The organism is Pontibacter aquaedesilientis (genome assembly GCF_014773225.1).
Taxonomy (GTDB): Bacteria; Bacteroidota; Bacteroidia; order Cytophagales; family Hymenobacteraceae; genus Pontibacter; species Pontibacter aquaedesilientis.
This window is the reverse complement of the sequence record NZ_JACXAJ010000001.1, coordinates 1,121,152-1,138,662: the sequence shown is the minus strand read 5'-3', so window position 1 is coordinate 1,138,662 and position 17,511 is coordinate 1,121,152. Positions and strand designations below refer to the sequence as shown.

Annotated in this window: 13 protein-coding genes; 7 read left to right on the top strand and 6 right to left on the bottom strand. The window is 53.0% G+C overall.

The genetic code is table 11. The features are described from left to right. Positions 1–59: 59 nt before the first annotated feature. Together H9Q13_RS04935 and H9Q13_RS04930 are read left to right on the top strand one after the other, a co-directional pair. Positions 60–461: a hypothetical protein gene (locus tag H9Q13_RS04935; RefSeq protein ID WP_191182602.1), complete on the top strand. Its 402-nt coding sequence runs from the start codon at positions 60–62 to the stop codon at positions 459–461. Between the two features lie 72 nt (positions 462–533). Further along, on the top strand, positions 534–1,307 hold the full coding sequence (locus H9Q13_RS04930; RefSeq protein WP_191182601.1) for a creatininase family protein: 774 nt from the start codon (positions 534–536) through the stop codon (positions 1,305–1,307). A 538-nt stretch (positions 1,308–1,845) separates the two neighbouring features. Here H9Q13_RS04930 and mscL read toward each other — a convergent pair. The 3 genes from mscL to H9Q13_RS04915 all read right to left on the bottom strand — a co-directional run bounded on the left by mscL (position 1,846) and on the right by H9Q13_RS04915 (position 5,800). Next, on the bottom strand, positions 1,846–2,274 hold the full coding sequence (gene mscL / locus H9Q13_RS04925; RefSeq protein ID WP_191182600.1) for a large conductance mechanosensitive channel protein MscL: 429 nt from the start codon (positions 2,272–2,274) through the stop codon (positions 1,846–1,848). A gap of 253 nt (positions 2,275–2,527) precedes the next feature. Then, positions 2,528–4,111, bottom strand: coding sequence for a SulP family inorganic anion transporter (locus tag H9Q13_RS04920; RefSeq protein ID WP_191182599.1), 1,584 nt, complete (start codon positions 4,109–4,111; stop codon positions 2,528–2,530). 78 nt (positions 4,112–4,189) lie between these two features. Continuing rightward, the gene (locus H9Q13_RS04915) at positions 4,190–5,800 is read right to left on the bottom strand and encodes a peptide chain release factor 3 (RefSeq protein WP_191182598.1); all 1,611 of its coding nucleotides are present in this window, start codon (positions 5,798–5,800) and stop codon (positions 4,190–4,192) included. A gap of 300 nt (positions 5,801–6,100) precedes the next feature. On the opposite strand from H9Q13_RS04915, the gene H9Q13_RS04910 reads away from it, so the two are divergent. The 3 genes from H9Q13_RS04910 (at position 6,101) to H9Q13_RS04900 (ending at position 7,632) form a co-directional block, all read left to right on the top strand. Further along, a complete protein-coding gene (locus tag H9Q13_RS04910) occupies positions 6,101–6,538 on the top strand; it encodes a nucleoside deaminase (RefSeq protein ID WP_191182597.1) in 438 nt (145 codons plus the stop codon). Between the two features lie 169 nt (positions 6,539–6,707). Further along, complete coding sequence (locus tag H9Q13_RS04905) at positions 6,708–7,160, top strand: hypothetical protein (protein ID WP_191182596.1); 453 nt, start codon at positions 6,708–6,710, stop codon at positions 7,158–7,160. 202 nt (positions 7,161–7,362) lie between these two features. Then, on the top strand, positions 7,363–7,632 hold the full coding sequence (locus H9Q13_RS04900; protein WP_191182595.1) for a hypothetical protein: 270 nt from the start codon (positions 7,363–7,365) through the stop codon (positions 7,630–7,632). Positions 7,633–7,894: 262 nt separating this feature from the next. Here H9Q13_RS04900 and H9Q13_RS04895 read toward each other — a convergent pair whose 3' ends face one another. Then, on the bottom strand, positions 7,895–8,527 hold the full coding sequence (locus H9Q13_RS04895; RefSeq protein WP_191182594.1) for a DUF3347 domain-containing protein: 633 nt from the start codon (positions 8,525–8,527) through the stop codon (positions 7,895–7,897). Positions 8,528–8,790: 263 nt separating this feature from the next. Between H9Q13_RS04895 and H9Q13_RS04890 the strand changes: the two genes are divergently transcribed. Both H9Q13_RS04890 and arsC read left to right on the top strand, forming a co-directional pair. Next, complete coding sequence (locus tag H9Q13_RS04890; protein ID WP_191182593.1) at positions 8,791–9,474, top strand: 2'-5' RNA ligase family protein; 684 nt, start codon at positions 8,791–8,793, stop codon at positions 9,472–9,474. Positions 9,475–9,540: 66 nt separating this feature from the next. Beyond that, the gene (gene arsC / locus H9Q13_RS04885; protein WP_191182592.1) at positions 9,541–9,882 is read left to right on the top strand and encodes an arsenate reductase (glutaredoxin); all 342 of its coding nucleotides are present in this window, start codon (positions 9,541–9,543) and stop codon (positions 9,880–9,882) included. A 54-nt stretch (positions 9,883–9,936) separates the two neighbouring features. Here the strand turns inward: arsC and tamL are convergent, their stop codons facing one another. Beyond that, positions 9,937–12,303, bottom strand: a complete 2,367-nt coding sequence (tamL, locus tag H9Q13_RS04880; RefSeq protein WP_191182591.1) for a translocation and assembly module lipoprotein TamL — start codon at positions 12,301–12,303, stop codon at positions 9,937–9,939. Between the two features lie 10 nt (positions 12,304–12,313). Further along, complete coding sequence (locus H9Q13_RS18170) at positions 12,314–17,389, bottom strand: translocation/assembly module TamB domain-containing protein (RefSeq protein WP_191182590.1); 5,076 nt, start codon at positions 17,387–17,389, stop codon at positions 12,314–12,316. Between the last annotated feature and the right edge of the window lie 122 nt (positions 17,390–17,511).

The following is a 17,511-nucleotide window of genomic DNA, read 5'->3' as shown; positions in this document are numbered from 1 at the left end:
GGCGGAAACGACGCTTACCAGTCACGAAGGCTTGACACTGTTTTATTAATAATGCACAAATGGTAATATACAATACTGATTATATCAAAATCTTATACCACGAGCAGCATAAAATGGTGGAGACAGTTTGGCTGGGATTTGCAGGCAGCAAAGACTACCGGGCTGCGCTGGACCAGTATATTGACGTGCTGCAAACCCACGAGGTGCGGCGCTGGCTCGGAGACCAAAGGCAGGCGCGGGTGGTGCGCCCGGTAGACCAGCAGTGGACGGTGCGCACCTGGGCACCGGTGTTTGTGACGCTGATCGGCGGCATAAAGAAGATGGCCCGCGTGAAGTCAAAGGACGTAGCAGCCCTGATCAGCTCGGACAACATGCGCCACGACATAGACTTTTCCAAGCTGCCACTCGAGTTCAGAGATTTTGAAGATTATGACAAAGCCAAAGCCTGGCTGTTGGAATGATCCGGTTTTCATGCGTAGCTTTACGCCGCACGCCCACCCTAAACTTTCTAACTTCCAAACTTTCTAACTCAAATGCGTCCTTACATACTAGCCGAATCAAACTGGAAAGCCTTGAAATTGCAGCGTGTCGAGGTGGCCATACTGCCCTGGGGCGCTACCGAGGCGCACAACTACCACCTGCCCTACGGCACCGACAACTACGAAGCCGAGTCAGTGGCCGCCGAGGCTGCCCGACTGGCCTGGGAGGGAGGCGCAAAAGTGACGGTGCTGCCCGTCATCCCTTTTGGCGTGAACACGGGCCAGGCCGACATCACCCTCGACATCAACCTGAACCCCAGCACGCAGCTGGCCATTCTGCGCGACATTGTGGAGGTGCTCAACCGCCAGGGGATCCACAAGCTGCTGGTGCTCAACAGCCACGGCGGCAACGATTTCAAGCCCATGCTGCGGGAGCTTGGCCTGAAATTCCCGGATATGTTCCTGCTCACCTGCAACTGGTTTCTGGCCGCTGACCGCAAACTGTTTTTCGACAGCCCCGGCGACCATGCCGACGAAATGGAGACCAGCATCATGCAACACCTGCGGCCGGACCTGGTGCTGCCGCTCAGTGAGGCAGGGGAGGGCCAGGAGCGTAAGTCGCGCCTGACAGGTATACGCGAAGGCTGGGCCTGGTCTGAGCGCCTCTGGTCGCAAGTAACCGACGACACCGGCATCGGCAACCCGGCCGCCGCCACGCCCGCCAAAGGCAAAGCCTTCTTCGAAGCCACCACCCGCAACATCGCCCAACTACTCACAGAACTGGCAGCTGTAGACCCCAAGGACAGGTATGGAAGTTTTAGAAGTTAGAAAGTTAGAAAGTTGTGAGTGCGGATTTGTAATCCTTTTTGCAAAGGCGGTTGTTACTGGCAGGCAGGCGGATTGCAAATCCGCATAATAGATGGTTCCGGATTGCAAATCCGCAACAGCAACATAAGATCTATACCAATAGTAGTAGCAGAAACAGGAGCAGAAACAGCAACAGAACCGCAGCAGAACTGTGTGAGTGCGAATTTGTAATCTTTTAGCAAAGGCGGTTGTTACTGGCAGGCAGGCGGATTGCAAATCCGCATAGTAGATAGTTCCGGGTTGCAAATCCGAAACAGCTGAAGAACAGCAACGACAATAACTACTGCTCTTTCGAATTTGCAACCTATAGCTTGTAGCTCTTTCGGATTTGCAATCCGAAAGTTACTTACCAGCGGATTTGCAATCCGCAATAGCAAAGGCCGCAGCGTCACACAGTGCACACCATTCCCCAACTCCCAAACTCCCAAACTTTCTAACTCTCTAACTCCCCAACTTTCTAACTTCCAAACTTTCTAACTTTCTAACTTCCCAACTTTCTCTACTTCGCTGCTATTTGCTGGAGGGCGTCGCGCATTTCGGTGAGGAGCACTTCTTGTTTTGTCGGGGCGGGTGGCGTGGTCGGGGCGGCGGCTTTTTTGCGCATCATCCGGTTCATGCCTTTCACGATCAGGAAGATAATAAAGGCCAGGATAATGAAGTTGATGAGGACCGTGATGAAGTTACCCCAGGCAAATACCGCCCCCAATTTACGGGCCTCCTCCAGCGCCAGGCCCTCCGGCACGGCTTCCGAGAGCGGCACGTAAAGGTTCGAAAAGTCCATGTCGCCAATGGCCTTGCCCACCAGCGGCATGATCAGGTCGTTCACCACTGAGTTAACCAGGCCGCTGAATGCCGCTCCGATGATAATACCAATGGCCAGGTCCATCACATTGCCGCGCATGGCGAACTCCTTGAATTCTTTGATCATACCCATAGTTTCGTGTTTATGTATTTGAAATTGATTGAGATAGCTCGAAAGCGTTCTGCCTGACAAGGCAGGCTAAAACCAACCCACAAATTGCGGGGCTGCATCAGTTAGATATGTAAATATATTCATTTGTTGGTATTGTGCAAAATTTACAGGGGGCAACCAGGTATAGCCGGCCAAAAAAAAGCCTGCCTCTCACCCGGTGGAAGGGAACAGAGGCAGGCCTATGGTGATGTGAAGGGTGTAGCTTCGCTTAATTTCGCAAGGCGTAGAACTTATCCAGGTCAATGGTCTCGATCCGGATGTTCTTGTAAGCAGCCGTAGACTTAAACTCTTCGATGATCTCGAGCACGTCATCATCAATGTTGACAGATCGAGAGGCGTCTATCACCACCGTGGAGTTGGGCGCTACGTGGTCCAGGGTCAGCATGATGCTGGCCTTGTTCAGGAAGGTCACCTCCTCCGACAGCGTGAGCTCGACCTTCTCGCCTTCGTAGTGCGCCTCCTCGGCAACAAAGAACGGCGTTTTGTAATTGTCGCGCAGAATCACGAAAACAGACACGGCACCCCCGATCATGATACCCGTGATGAGGTCGGTGAGCATAACGGCCACAATGGTAACAAAGAAAGGCACGAACTGGCGCTTGCCGGCCTTCCACATGCGGCGGAAAAGCGAGATAGAGGTAAGCTTGTAACCCACCACAAACAGCACTGCCGAAAGCGAAGCCAGCGGGATCATGTTCAGGATTCTAGGTATAGCCATCACACAGATCAGCATCACCACACCGTGCGTGATAGTGGACAGCGGCGTGCGGCCACCAGACGACACGTTAGCCGAGGTGCGCACGATCACCGCCGTTACCGGCAAGCCGCCAATAAAGCCCGACACGATGTTGCCTATACCTTGCGCCTTTAGCTCGCGGTTGGTAGACGACTTGCGTTTGTAAGGGTCCAGCTTGTCGCCCGCCTCGGTGCTCAGCAGCGATTCCAGTGAGGCAATGAATGCGATACTCAGAGCCACGGTATACAGCTCCGGATTGGTGATCTGCGAGAAATCCGGGAAGGTGAAGAACGAGAAGAACTCGCCCAGGCTACCGGCGGCAGGAAGCTGCACCAGTCGGCCACCCGATAGCGCCAACTCCGGAAAATAGGCAATGAAAAGCTGGTTGATGCCGATACTGGCCACCACGGCGATCAGGGCCGATGGGACAAATCGGAAGAAGGTATAACGCTTGAGAGCGGGCTGGTCCCATGCGAAAATGATGATCAGCGACAGCACCGTGATGATCGTGGCGCCCAGGCTGATATAGTCGAATATGCCCAGTATGTCCTGGAACAGGTTGGTGCCGAAGCCGTCTTCCATGCTGCCGAACAGCGCCTTGCCCGAGTAACCGAATGCATGCGGAATCTGGTTGATGATCAGGATCAGGCCGATGGATGCCAGTATACCTTTGATCATGGACGATGGGAAGAAGTAGGCGATGGTACCCGCCCGCAGGAAGCCCAGTATGATCTGGAATATACCTGCTATAATGGTGGCAACCATCACCGCCTGGAACGAACCCAGCGACTCGATGGCCATCAGCACCACCAATGCCACGCTCGCAGCAGGGCCACTCACATTCACTTTTGCGCCACTCAGCATACCGACCACAATGCCGCCCACTATACCGGCAATGATGCCGGAGAAAAGCGGAGCACCCGAGGCCAGCGATATGCCCAGGCAAAGCGGCAGGGCAATCAGGAATACGACCAGGCCAGCCGGCAGGTCTGTCTTGACATGCGAAAAGAAGCCGTCGTTAATTTTTTGATGATGGGGTAAATTGTCTTGATCCATAAATCGGTTAAATCAATAAAACTGTTTTTTGTCGAAAGTTCTGGTTAAGCCATTGCCCAAAAGCCATGGGGGACTTCCCTAATAGCCCGGGTTCTGCTTGACAGCGTCAAACTTGAAATCGGAGGTAAAGTGGAAGTTGATGGTCGGGTAAGACTCCTGCGCCGAGCGCAGCACCCACGACGTATCCGCGAAGAACACCGGGTTATCGTCTTTGTCATAGGCGATGTGGCTTCCTTTGATGGCGATGAATCGAGCCAGCAGCGGCTTGTCGTCGGAGGTGATCCAGCAGGCCTTGTGGTAGTTAAGGTGGTACAGGTCGCAGGTGGCGCCATACTCCTGCAGCAAACGGAACTTGATCACGTCGAACTGCAGCTCGCCTACCGTCCCGATGATTTTGCGGCTACCCGGCTGCTGCACAAAAAGCTGTGCCACGCCTTCGTCCGTAAGCTGCCGTATACCTTTTTCGAGCTGCTTCGTCTTGAAAGGGTCTTTGTTCACCACTTCCTTGAAGATCTCCGGGGAGAAGCTCGGAATGCCTTTGTACTGCAGCACTTCGCCCTCCGTGAGGGTATCACCGATCTTGAACGAGCCTGTGTCGTACAGACCCACCACATCACCCGGCCAGGCCTCTTCCAGCAGGCTCTTTTCGTTGGCCATAAAACTGGTCGGGCTGGAGAAGCGGATGCGCTTGTCGAGTCGGGTATGGTAGTAGAGCTTGTTGCGCTCAAACTTACCGGAGCAGATGCGGCAAAAAGCGATGCGGTCGCGGTGGTTCGGGTCGAGGTTGGCGTGTATCTTAAAGATGAAGCCGGTGAAGGCATTCTCCTCTGGTCGTACGACCCGCTGCGATGCAGCCACTGCCTGCGGCGATGGGGCGATTTTCACAAAGGTGTCGAGTAGTTCGCCTACCCCGAAATTGTAAATCGCGCTGCCGAAGAACACAGGGGCCAGGTAGCCTTCCTTATACAGGTCGAGGTCAAAGTTTTCGTAGAACTCATCCAGGAAGCCGGCATCTGAGCGGAGCGTGTCGGCAGACTTTTCTCCGATGATCTCGTCCAGTTCCGGTCCGTTGATGTCCTCAATGGCGATCACATCTTTGGATATCTGCTGCTTGTTGGCCGTGAAAAGGCGGAGCTGCTTGTCGTAGAGGTTGTACACGCCTTTGAAGGAACTGCCCATGCCAATCGGCCAGCTGAGCGGGCGCACATGGATGTTGAGTTCGCGCTCCAGTTCGTCCAGCAGCTCGTAAGGGTCGCGCCCTTCGCGGTCCATCTTGTTGATGTAGATGATCACTGGCGTGTTGCGCATGCGGCATACCTGCATCAGGTTGCGGGTTTGCTCCTCGACACCTTTCACGCAGTCCACCACCAGGATCACGCTGTCCACAGCCGAGAGGGTGCGGTAGGTATCCTCGGCAAAGTCCTTGTGGCCGGGTGTGTCCAGGATGTTGATCTTGTGACCGGCATAATCGAAGCCCATCACCGAGGTAGCCACGGAGATGCCACGCTGCTTCTCTATTTCGAGGAAGTCGGAGGTGGCGGATTTGGTGATTTTGTTGCTCTTGACGGCTCCGGCCGTATTGATAGCTCCGCCGAACAGCAGCAGTTTCTCGGTGAGGGTTGTCTTGCCGGCATCGGGGTGACTGATAATAGCAAAGGTCCGTCTGCGCAGGATTTCTTCTGAAACCATGAATGTTGATTATACCTGATCCAAAACAGCCAGGTGATTGAATGAATAAATATAGCAGCTAAAGGTACTTGCCCTTGGGTATAAGGGTGGTAACTCAGGGGGGAGTAGGCGTACTTTGGGTAAGTAAGTGACTCATAACAGGGTGCAAAAGTACGAAACCACGTTTCTAATTCCAAATAGGTATAGCGTCAACGGGGCTATTAGCGCGAGACGGCCCGTCCCGTTGCCCGACTGCGAAGCATAGGTTCCCGTATGTAGCTAAAGTTACAATCAATAGTTACAATCAACAATCAGAGAAGCATGGACGAATTTATGGAAGCAGCGCTGGCAGAAGCCAGAAAGGGATATGCCGAAGGAGGCATTCCGATAGGCTCGGTACTGGTGCACCAGGGCAAGATCATTGGCAGAGGCCACAACCGAAGGGTGCAGGAGGGCAGTGTGATCCTGCACGGGGAAATGAGTGCCCTGGAGAACGCTGGCCGACAACTGGCCTCAGTCTACAGGGAATGCACGATCTATACCACCCTCTCACCCTGTTCCATGTGCTCCGGCACGATACTGCTTTACGGTATACCCAGGGTCGTCATCGGGGAAAACAAGACGTTTATGGGGGAAGAAGCCTGGCTCCGGTCCAAAGGGGTAGCGGTGGAGGTCGTAGACAGTGCTGCCTGCCACCAGCTGATGCAGGAGTTCATCCAACGCAAGCCCGACTTGTGGAACGAGGATATTGGCGTTTAACAAACAGGGCTCTCGCATACACAGAGAGACATCCCTTAAAAGGTAGGTCTCTGTCGTGGTTACTCAAGGTCTAAACTTTATTTTTATTGGCCTTTAAACAACACAAACGATAATCGCACGTTATATGAAAATATTGGTAAAAAATTGATTTAATGTAAGTTCATAACGCGTGGGTATCATCTCAATTCAACACGACCCCAGTACCAGGCTGCTGCTCACCAAATGGTTGCGGGCTGTGGGGAGTCACGAGTACAGAGAATCTATCCTAAGCTTTTACAAATCCCTGTCTGAAAATAAAATTCTTTTCTGGGTAGTCGATATAACCCGCCTGAGTTGTCCGAATATGCTCGACCAAAAGTGGACAACTGAGCTGTTGGGGCCCGGTATCTGCAAAACGCAGCTTCAGAAGATCGCCTTTGTATTACCCGACGATCTATTTCTGGAACTGGTAACTGAGAAAATGGTGGAAGAAGTGCTGAGGCTGTGCGAGGGGCAAGTAGAGATTGGTTATTTCAGGGATTATGAGCAAGCTTTTAACTGGCTGCATGTCTACCTCAATACCGACCACATGTCTCAGGAAACCATTTGTTTTGATGAAGGCGAAAAGCAAATAACACCGTGACCTTAAAATAAATGGCTTATAAAAAGGAGCATTTATTTTAGCGAACGTAGCCATTTTATCTGTATAATGCTATTCCTTATGGGTAAGTGAAATTTATACTGATTGATAATTGTATAATTTTAAAATAAGTTTGAACTTTTGGGTTTGAGGGAATGTATGGACTTTAGACATAAAATGCGCCCATTACCTTAATCAAATTCCTATGAAAGATTTCGAGCGAATTAAAAATGCTTTGAACCACAGCAACATCCTTGTTTTAAAGAACGAAGAAAAGAAAGTTGAATGCTCCTTTATCAAGGAAGGACTGGTCTACGACAATTTTGAGATTGAAAACCGGGCACTCGCGTCAGCGCTTCAGGAGAAGAGCACCAATGGCATAGTGGAAGGATTCAATTTTGAGCGCCTTAAAAATACATACGATTGGTTTACCCTCCATGTAAAGTCAAGAATGGTGCTGGAGGCATTGAAATAAGGTATACAGCGCAAAGGTACAAAGCCCCCTTTGTCAGGCAGTCCGCTGTCGGCAAAGGGGGTTTTTGTTTTCTGTCCCAACTAGAAGGGTGTAGTGCTGGCTTGTGCCATTTACACCGCTGTGCCCACAACGGCCAGGGTGAGCTATCGGATAGCTCCTATTGCTTAAAATGGCAGGTATACGTGCCTGCCATTCCGTTGAGCTTAAACGAAAAGGGCTCCCACCGTAGTAGAAGCCCTTTGAATTTTAATAGCTGATGAGTTTAGTTGATCACCTCCTCGTTGCTGCCGCACTTTAGCATGCTGCTGCCATAGTAAGGGTTACGGATCTCAGGCTTGGTGCTTACCCAGTAGGCGCCCTGGTTGTTATTCACCATCGGGCAGTGCTGGTAGTATACTTTCTGGTCTGTTGCGCCAAACGCTTTGGTGAGGGCGAAAACGGCCTCTGACAAATCTTCTAGATTGTTACGCTGCTCCGCCAGGTCATTGGTACCTGCAATTTTGGCGGCGCTGTTTCTTATTCTGTCCACCTGCTGCTCGGCAAATGTCTTCTGCTCTGCTTCGAGGGTGGCAACCGGCATGGCATTGGCTGAGGTAAGCACAACATCGGCAGCCTCTTTAGCAGCGGTCGCGTCAGATTCTACCAATGCGTCTTTCAGGGTGATGTACTCCTCCAGTAGCTGGGACAGATTGCGTTTCATGGGTTCTGCCACAGCGTCGAACCTTGGAGTTTCTACCACAGTGGTGCCGGTAGTGGGCATATTGTCGCCATGTGCCATACCATCGTGGTGCTCGTGGTCATGCGCTTCAGTCGTTTCGGTCGTCTTCTGGCTCTCAGAGCATGACGCAAAAACGAACATCGCCATAAAGGCTGCTAATACGGTTGTTTTTTTCATGAATTTTAAATTGTTAATTCTAATTGCTTGTCATTCTATTCTCCTGCATGCGGCTGGCCTAAGCTTCGCCAGCGGACAATTACCAGACCAATACGTCAAAGTTAAGCATTTTGGCAAAATAGCTCCAGTCTGGACGGAAACGATGCAAAGATAAGGTATGCCGTTCGATGATCTTTTATAGGATTACGCATTTGATTTACATATTTTCAAGCACCAAACAGGTATACGGCAAGGTATAGCTGATCTCTTAAAAGCGAACTTAAATGGACTTGCACGAGCATTACGGCAACTTGTTTAAACGATCTGCCAATGAAATACTGGCAGGTAATTACCTACTCGACGATCAGCTGGATTCGGATGCAGACGACAGGAGGGGCCTCACATTGCTGTTCAGGCCGGACGAAGCAGTGAGGAGTAACATGCAGGATTTCCTGACAGAGCTGCGGGCCAATGAACCCGCACAGTATTACTACCCGGACTCCGATATGCATGTCACTGTGCTGTCGCTTGTTTCGTGCTACAGCGGTTTTGGCTTGGGGCAGATCGCGGTGCAGGACTATGTGGAGATCATTGAGGAATGCTTGCTGGAAGCAGGAGGTATAGAAATGCATTTCCGGGGTATAACCGCTTCTCCTGCAGCGGTCATGGTGCAGGGTTTTCCTGCAAATGGGACATTGCATCAACTGCGGGACCGGCTTCGGAAAAGCTTTCGGGACTCGGTTTTACAGCACAGCATGGACAGCCGCTATACCTTGTGTACGGCCCACGCCACCGTGGCGCGCTTCCGGAAACCTTTGCGGCAGCCAACAGAGTTTGTCGACATACTGGAAAAGTATCGGCAGCACGATTTTGGCAAGTGCAGGGTGGGAGACCTGGAGCTAGTCTACAATGATTGGTACCAGCGTGCTAACTTTGTGCAGAAATTACATACCTTCCGTTTGGGTTGAAGCAGCCACCAGGAGCCTGTATACCTTACGAAGTGCGGGACTAAAAAAGAAAGTAAAGCTTGAAATATGGTGAAGATCTATCATAACAAAATGTGCAGCAAAAGCCGCCAGACGCTGGAATTGCTGCAGCAAAAAGGAGTGGAGGTAGAGGTGGTGGAGTACCTCAAAGACACGCCCACCGAAGAGGAACTGCGCGATGTGCTCACGAAACTGAACATGAAGCCAGATCAGTTGCTTCGCAAAGGGGAGAAGGTATACAAAGAAAATTTCGCCGGGCAAACGCACACCGATCCGGAGTGGATCAGGATTATGGTGGCGCATCCGATCCTGATTGAGCGCCCCATCGTCGTGCATGGCAACAAAGCCGCCATCGGCCGTCCTCCCGAGCAGGTGCTCTCGATTCTTTAAGGTATAGGTATAGGTATAGGTATAGGTATAGGGGCTGTTCCTATACCTGTGCCATTAGAATGGATAGCCAATGGCGATGTTCAGGACCATGCTATTCTCCCCGGTGAAACCGAACTTAAAGTCGCTCAGCACGTTCCGTTCGCCTTCCGGCAGATAAGGTACCCGCACAGGTATGCCAAAGTCGAAGCGGATCACGAAGAACTCCACGTCCACACGCAGGCCGAAACCGGTTCCCACAGCCAGTTCCTGGAGCAGATTGCCCGCCTCAAACTTAGGCTTTTCCAGTTCTCCTGTGTCTGTATAGGTTTCTTCCAGCAGCCAGATGTTACCTGCGTCCAGAAAAAGCGCCCCTCTGAAAAACCCGAATATTGGAAAACGGTACTCAACATTGGCTTCCAGCTTGATATCCCCGGTCTGGTCGAAGAAGGCAAAGGCCTGGTTGGACACATTGTAAGTGCCCGGCCCTATGCTGCGTGCCCGGAAGGCCCGTATGCTGTTGGGGCCGCCAATAGAGAACTGTTTCACATAAGGCAAGGTGGTTGAGTTTCCGTACGGGAAGCCAACCCCGGCAATCAGGCGTGTGGCCAGCTGGCTCTTCTCCGAGAAGTTAAGGTAGTACCTGAAATCATTATCAATGCGGGTGTACTGCGAGTAGGGCTGCCCGATAATGGTCCGTGCCGGTACGGGTGGTTCCGCGTCATCATCCCTTTTATCCGAACCCAGCAGCGACTGCAGGGCGTTCACTGTGTTCCCGGATACATCAAGGGTTGCCTGACTGAAAAACTGGTGTTTCTTCCTTTCCAGCGACAGCATGCTGTAGGTGAACTGGTAGATGGAACCGATGATAAACTGCTCTTCGAAGCTTCGGCGCAGGAACGTGTTTTCGCGCAACAGTTCCTCAAAAGCCTCTGTCTGGCTCCCAAGCCGAACATACTGCAAGTTGATCGGGGTAAGGTCGTGGGTGACGGTCTGCTTCGGGCGCCAGTTGTAGGCATAGGAAGCATTCATTGAGTTCATCTGGAAAAACTGCACCCGGTTCAGGTAATTGTATCCCAGGCTGATGCGGGTTTTAGGCACAAAGGCCGAGCGCAGGTTGGGCAGGTTAAAAGGGGAGACCAGGCGCGGGAAAGTCAATGTAGCTTGCGCCCCCAGTTCGTAGGAGTTCAGGCCAGCGGGATTCTCTTCCTCGCTTTCGCCCTCAGTTGTCGAGCGCCTGCCCCCCACCTGGTTTTCGAAGCGGCCCGTCAGGTCGAGTGTCAGCATTTCGGAGCCTTTGAAGGCGTTGCGGTTGCGGAAAGAGACCGTGACCCCCGGACCGGCCAGGTTATTGGACTTGCTCACCATTTGCGCCTCTGCCCGTAGTGATTTCTTAAGTGCCGGCGTCATATAAATAAACGCATCAAGCGTCTGGGGCCGCAGCGTGTCCTGCTCGTACTGCAGGTTCACAAACTTGTAGGCGCTCAGGCCCGAGAGCCGGTTCACGGTGAGCAGGTGGTTGCGACGACTGTAGAGGCTGTCCCGCATAATGAACATGCCTTTCACGACATGCCGCGCACGCACATAATTTTCGTTCGGTATGTAATTATACGCCTCAAAGCGTAGCGTGTCGCTCACCGATAAGCTGTCGTTCAGTGTGAAGTTGGCATTGATGAAGATGTCATCGATCTTGTAGGGTTTGAGAGCGTGGATTGGTATGTCCTGCTTGAGCCGCAGCAGCACATCCACTTGTCGGTTGCCGATGGTGGAATCGGCGCTGAAGATGAGCATGTCCGGACTGAAATAATAATAGCCCCTGTTTTTAAGCACCTGGTCAATTCGGGCACGCTCCGCGATCATCTTCTCCAGGTCGTAAGGGTCGCCGGCTTTGATGACAGAGTTGGGCTGCGTGGCCCGGAGCTCGGCATGCACGGGCAGCGAATCGTTTAAGGTATACTCGATCTTGCGGATACGGTAAGGCTCTGTTACGGTGGCAGTCCATTGGATGGTAGCCATCTTTTTTTTGATGGTGGTGTCGCTCTGCACGTTGTTTTTGTAATAGCCCCGGTTATGGAGTCGGGCATGCATCACCTCGTTTATGCTGCTGGTGTCCACTTCCGATAACAGCACAGGCGGTTCCCCCAGCTTGTTCTGGATCCAGTTTTTCAGGCCTTTTTCTTTTTCTGTGTAGAAGGCGTTGTAAATCCAGAGCTTTGGTCGCATGCCCAGGATCGAGGCGTTGGGCTGTGGCTGCACTGTGGCGCTGAGCTCCGTTTGCAGCAACTTTCCTCTTTTGCTGCTATCGTTTTTGTCGTCTACTTTCACGCTGTAGCCCGCAAATAACGCATCCCCGTCCGGGACGGTTTTTGTGCTGCTGCAGGCCTGCAGCAGGCAGCAGAACAAAGCGATGGGCACATACAAGGTATAGCGTAGAACTGATGTCATGGTATTGCTTTTAATCTTGTTGTTTGATTTCCTGTACTTCTTCCGCTGCCTCAATTTCCTGTTTGCGTTTCTCCTTCTCGCTGAGTTTGGCAGCCTGCACCAATCGGCGCTCTGCCTTACGGGCCTCGCGGCGCTCCAGGTTACGGAACAGGTCAGAGAAGTTGTCGTAGTCGCGCACAAAGATCAGGGCCAGGCCGGTAGCACGCACATCCCCTTCCAGAAAGCCCTCATATTGGTTACGCTGGAAGCCACGAACACGCAGTCGGCCATCGGTGGTGATGGAGTACTCTACCGAAACATCGCCACCAAAACCGCTCATGTTCTGCTGCGACTCCCGCTGGCCTTCCAGCCCAATGTCGGTGCCCACGCGCACGGTCAGCCGGTCGTTAAGAAATTGCTGGCGCATGGCTACGTTCAGGTCGGTGCGGCCCTCGGCGGAACCTGAAGAATAGTCTTCGTAAGAGCTCACGCCCAATTCAAGGCCCAGGCCACCGGCATAGCGGTTGGTGAGCTGGTTCAGCTGGTCCGACATCACCTGGCTCAATGAATTTCGGGCGGTTGCCCCCAGGCCACCGCCTGTGCTGGCCAGTGGGTCAGGGGCCAGGAAGCGGTTCAGTACCAGCAGGGCAAAAACCTGCTTGCTGAGTTCATTTTCGTCCTGGCGCAGGGCAACCAGTCGGCTCTCGACATCGCCGTCCAGTGCGCCGCGTCGCTGCTCTTCCAACTGTATGTCAAAGCCGATCGCGGGCTTGAGCATCTCGCCGGAGATGTTCACAAATACCTCAAAAGGTAGCTGGGTGCGGTAGCGGCTCATGGCCGCCTGTTCCATGTTTCCGGTCTGGGATTCCACCAGTTCCAAAGGAGCCGCCTGCACATTGTAAATTGCCGCTATCTGGATGTCGGCCATCATCGGGTCACCTGTCCAGGCAATGTAGCTTCCCTTGCCAATAGACAGTTCACGAGAAACCAGGTCGTAAAAATCCATGCTATACCTGCCCTCTGTTATTTCGTAACGACCGCTCATGTTCATTTGTCCGCTTGGTGTGATGCCGATGTAAAGGGGTGAGGCATTGCCACGCACCACCAGGTTGTCGCCGGTGGTGGGGTCGATAACGATGGTGATCGTGGTGGCGTCGGTTACGGTGATCTGGGCTTCCACGTTGGCACCTACAAAACCCGTGGTGGTTTCTACTACCTCGTTGTCGGCCAATACAGCATCCAGAGAATCAGAAAGCGATACAAACTCCACCACGCCCTCCCGCTCCGCTGCAGCCACCTCATCAGCCGGTATCACGGTCGTGAACGTGGAATTGTCCAGCACCCTGACCCGTACGTCTATGGTAGGCTCCATCATGCTTCCGGTGATGTCGGCATCGGCGGCTATCAATACGGTGCCATAAAACAGGTCATTGTCGAGCGCTGTGGAGTTCATGGCCAGGAAGCGGTCTGTGTTCGCTTTTAGTGCAAAGGTGTAGTCGATATAGTTTTGCGTCAGGATGTCGCCGTTCAACTCGAGGTTGTTGCCCAAGGAGTCGGTCAGCGTGAAGTTTTGCATGCTAATGCCTCGCTCAGTGAACTCGAGCCGCTCGTCCTGGAGCGTAAATACCGAGTTCAGCATGGTGAGGTTGAACTGTGCCTGGTTGAAGGCAAGGCTTCCGCGGACGTTGGGTTGCTCCAGTGTGCCCGTAATGCGAAGTTTGCCATTGGCATTGCCGGCCAGGTCGTCCACCATACCTTGAGTGAAGCCACCCAGCGATGCCATGTTGAGGTTGGAAATGTTGGCGTCCAGGTTGAGCAGGCTGGCATTGGGTTGCGCTTCGTAAAAGCCGTTGACGAGCACCTGGTTGCCATTTCCGGTAAGGCTCAGGTCGAGGTTGTATCGGTTGCCTCCAGCACTGTTAGCCTTTAGGGCGATGTTTCCAACCGAGATACCGGTATAGGCCAGGTTGGTTACGGTGAGGTCGGAGGTAAAGGCCGGGGAACCAGCCATCAGGTTGGTCAGGGTGGCCGTACCGTCGATGACGCCTGTGAGCACGCTGTCCTGCTGTTGGAACGACTCCATGATATACCCGATCTCGAAATTTCCGAACTCGACCTGCAGGGGTGCTGTGGCTCGCACCGGTCCGGTACTGTTGAGCAACAGGTAACTTCCGTTGCGCTCCAACCGGATGTTGTTGGCATAGAGTAAATTGCTGTCGAATTGGAGGTAGTTGTCCTGTGGTACGGTCCACGGCTGACCGTTGATGACAAGCTGCTCAGGATTGAACGAGAAGCGGTAACCTTTGCCCAGGCTGTTGAGCAGACCACCGACCACAAAGCGTTCTGTGCTGTCGTTTTCGAGCATGGCTAGCCGCATGGTCATATCGTTGTCGCGGGCGGCACCATCCAGGCTCACGTTTCTGAGTTGCAAAGAGGATGACTTGATCTCGCGAACGGCCAGTTTATAGCCCAACTGCTGCCTGTCACCGCGCACACGCAGCCCGAGGTCGCTCAGGTTGTAACCCGTATAGGTCAGCTGGCTCAGTTTAGCGTCCATATTAAAGGCCTGAGTCTGTTGGTTATAGGAAGCCGTGATAGGACCTTGCACCTGCATGCGCTCCAGGCCGGGCACAAAGGAAGCGATGATGTCGGGGCGGCGGACCTGCAGTTTTACATTAAAGTCCCCCAGGTTAAGATTGGCCGGGTAAGGCGGATCAGGGTGCAGGTCGAAATAGTTGGAGAAGTGCTTTTGAAGAGCGGTGGGGAGTGTCGCCAGATCGTTGGCAAAGCGCATGTTAGCGGCCAGTACACCCGAGTTCAGTATCACCTCTGTCCCTTTGACCTGCTGGTTGAGCGTCAGCTGCAAAGAATCGACAGGGTAGGAGACCTGCTGATGACGCACAAACACTTTCTCTCCTTCCAGCGTGCCGCTCATATCGCTCATGTCCTTGCCGGTAAATTTTCCTCGCAGGTGCCCGCGCAGGCCCAGCTCATCCTCATATAGGTTCAGGGCTTTCAGGTCAACCCCTTTCAGGTCCATATCGAAGGTATAGACGCCCCGGTTGGAGTCACGCAGGTTAAAGTCACCTTTCAGGTCAAAGTTCAGGTTTTCGTCGCGGGACTGTGCCGCCACCCGGTATAGGTTTCGGTCAATGTTGGCGTCCACCACCACATTGTTGTAGGTATAGTTGTTGTAACTGGCTTCCCGGATGCGGGCCTTTACATTGGCTCGCATGGTCTCCGGCGTGAGGCCGGTTCCATTGGCGGTGGCTTCAAATGCTACTTTGCCTATGCCATAGTCTTCTGTAAAGAGTTGCCCCAAGTCAAACCCGTTGGTTTTGACCGTGGCCTTGAAAGGCTCGGCACCTGCCGGCGCTTGCCCCATGTCCACCACGGCGTTGATGTTGCCGAAGGAGCTGCTAATGTCGGCGCGGGCATCAAAATTGGTCAGGCTGCCCTTGTAATTTCCCGTCATGCGCAGCTTGTTGGGAATGCGGATTTCGGGAGGCAGCGTGCCGGGAGGGGAGAGCGCCAGAATATCGGTTCGGGTGGTAACCAGTTGGTTGATGTCCAGGTCCAGGTATAGCCGGTCAGGATCCTGGGCGTTGCGCACCGTGCCGCTCACATCCACCGCCGTGCCCTGCAATCCTGCTACCTGCAGTCGCGGTATATTCAGGTTGTCCATTCTGCCCCGTGCCCGTCCATCGAGGCGCAGGGTGGACGAGGCTATCTTCTTGAACGATGGGTTTTTGGCCAGATCCGGAGCGAAATAAAGCACGTCCTGCATACCAATGCGGCTGTTGTCGATGTCAAGCTCCAGACGCACGGCGTCCAGGTTATCGGTCAGGTCGCTCCAAGAGGTATAGCGCATGGCCAAGTCCTTGCGGATGTGGCTGTGGCCGGTCTTCAGGTCGAGGTCTGCGAGGCGGGCGTGGGTGGAGTCGAGGGTGATGGCTGCCTGGAAATTGTTTACCCGGAAACCGCTCTGTTCTTCCAGTTTGAGCTGATTGAGTTGCATGCCCATGCGGTTCAGGCTATACCTTATATCCTCAGCATCTATTTCAATATTACTAAACTTGAGGTGGTTATAGTCCATGCCGCTGGCAAGGCGAGGGGCGTCCGCATTGTCCATGCCAGCTTGCAAACCACTCACATTGAGCTTCCCAAGAGTGAGGACCCACTTCACTTCCTGGCCCTGTGTTTTCTCTACCGACTCATCGAGCTTGCGAACTGTTTCGGCCGGATTCACGGCCAGCGAGTCGGTCGGTTTGTATTTCTCCTGCACGTACAAAACTTTGGAGTTGTGCAGGTCGAAGCTCTTCAAATCTATCCGGGCATTGGGCAAATCAATATCCTCCGCCTCCAGTTCCGATTTGCCGAGTTGCAGCTCAATCCGCTGGTTGGCCGGTATGCTTTTAAAGCTCAGGTTAAAATTCTCCAGCGCGACTCCGTTCAAGCCAAAGTCAAACGTGATGGGTTCAGATTCCGATTCGGGTGGCAGCTTGGTCTGTACGTACTGGATGCCGGTGTTTTGCAGCTCAATTCGGTCGAGCCGGTAAATCTCCTTCTCCAGGTTGAGCTCTTCCATGGTAGTGAGCAGCTTGCCGACGCGCCCCCGGATGAGGTTGCCGCCGAGTTCATCCCGAAAGTTGACATACACATTCTCCAGATTGATCACCCCCAGGCTGATGTTCATAGCCGCCGTATCAGCCGGTTGGGCAGTGATGGTGTCAGTGGCAAAAGCCTCGGCCAGGAAATCGAAATTGGAAGAGCTGTCGGGCCGGATGTGCAGGTTGAGCGTGGCCTGTTGCAGATCGATCTTGCTGATGTTTACCTCACCGCTTATCAAGGACCAGATCCGGATGTCCAAACCTAAGCGGTCGCTGTACCAGAGCGTGTCTTGCTGTTGGTCCTCCAGGTATACCTGCTTTAAAACGACGGTATTGCGCCAGTCTGTCGTAAAGCCCCCTATTTCCACTTTCGTGTCCAGCATGCCGGATAGGTAGGATGCACCCTTTTGGGCGGCAAAGTGCTGCACTTTAGGGAATTGCAGGGCTACAATGACAATCAACAGGATTCCCACTACAATGGCCAGGAACCATAGCACTATTTTGGCAGTGACTTTTCCGATATGTTTGGCTGATGCGATATGAGTACGGATAAGAGTACGGTTTTAACTGTAAAGGCTCTACGGAAGATTACGGACAAGGATAGGATTTGTTGAATTTA

Excerpts from the sequence above, each read along its gene's own strand:
- H9Q13_RS04935 (WP_191182602.1), top strand. The coding sequence starts at position 60 with ATGGTAATATACAATACTGATTATATCAAAATCTTATACCACGAGCAG.
- H9Q13_RS04930 (WP_191182601.1), top strand. The coding sequence starts at position 534 with ATGCGTCCTTACATACTAGCCGAATCAAACTGGAAAGCCTTGAAATTG.
- mscL (WP_191182600.1), bottom strand. The coding sequence starts at position 2,274 with ATGATCAAAGAATTCAAGGAGTTCGCCATGCGCGGCAATGTGATGGAC.
- H9Q13_RS04920 (WP_191182599.1), bottom strand. The coding sequence starts at position 4,111 with ATGGATCAAGACAATTTACCCCATCATCAAAAAATTAACGACGGCTTC.
- H9Q13_RS04915 (WP_191182598.1), bottom strand. The coding sequence starts at position 5,800 with ATGGTTTCAGAAGAAATCCTGCGCAGACGGACCTTTGCTATTATCAGT.
- H9Q13_RS04910 (WP_191182597.1), top strand. The coding sequence starts at position 6,101 with ATGGACGAATTTATGGAAGCAGCGCTGGCAGAAGCCAGAAAGGGATAT.
- H9Q13_RS04900 (WP_191182595.1), top strand. The coding sequence starts at position 7,363 with ATGAAAGATTTCGAGCGAATTAAAAATGCTTTGAACCACAGCAACATC.
- H9Q13_RS04895 (WP_191182594.1), bottom strand. The coding sequence starts at position 8,527 with ATGAAAAAAACAACCGTATTAGCAGCCTTTATGGCGATGTTCGTTTTT.
- H9Q13_RS04890 (WP_191182593.1), top strand. The coding sequence starts at position 8,791 with ATGGACTTGCACGAGCATTACGGCAACTTGTTTAAACGATCTGCCAAT.
- arsC (WP_191182592.1), top strand. The coding sequence starts at position 9,541 with ATGGTGAAGATCTATCATAACAAAATGTGCAGCAAAAGCCGCCAGACG.
- tamL (WP_191182591.1), bottom strand. The coding sequence starts at position 12,303 with ATGACATCAGTTCTACGCTATACCTTGTATGTGCCCATCGCTTTGTTC.